Source organism: Pseudomonas putida (genome assembly GCF_028682475.1).
Lineage (GTDB): Bacteria > Pseudomonadota > Gammaproteobacteria > Pseudomonadales > Pseudomonadaceae > Aquipseudomonas > Aquipseudomonas putida_AG.
Map to the genome: position 1 here is coordinate 1 of NZ_JANHLE010000109.1, position 500 is coordinate 500.

The following is a 500-nucleotide window of genomic DNA, read 5'->3' on the forward strand; positions in this document are numbered from 1 at the left end:
TTCTGATGGGTCATGGAAGAAACCACAGACAACATAAGAACATAAAAGAAAACACAAGATAATATTCGCCAAGGCTGCCCCATCCCCTCATACACCGAATACATAATAAAAGCACCACCCAATATCAATATAGCCATGAATAAAAACATGCCATTAGCCACAAAAGTATTGTAGTTGCGCGCCCGGATCGTCCAAGCCATTAATTCAGGTTCATGCGCAAATTTCCACTCAAGCTGCGGCGGCAGCTCAAGGGATTTATTAAGATTCAACATTATAGTGCTCAACGACCGTTTGAATTGGGGACGGCTAACTTAAGTAGCTCTGTGCTTTGGTGTGTCAGCACAATGACATCTTTTTCAATCAGTTCACTGCCAGGTGTACTGTTGACTCGATCAGCCTCGTTCGCTGTCCATTCCAGCGCTAGTCGGAACATGTAGCCGCGGCCGTCTGACCGCTGCCGCACGTCGCGCGGGTATTTAATCTCCAACTCAAGGATCGGA

The 500-nt window shown here is 46.6% G+C and carries 1 protein-coding gene and 1 pseudogene; both read right to left on the bottom strand.

From position 1 onward, the window contains the following. A pseudogene (locus tag NPS47_RS25380) lies at window positions 1-272 on the bottom strand (hypothetical protein); the annotation flags it as partial. Window positions 273-280: 8 nt separating this feature from the next. Beyond that, a partial coding sequence (locus tag NPS47_RS25385) for a hypothetical protein (protein WP_274297446.1) occupies window positions 281-500 on the bottom strand: 220 nt, incomplete at its 5' end.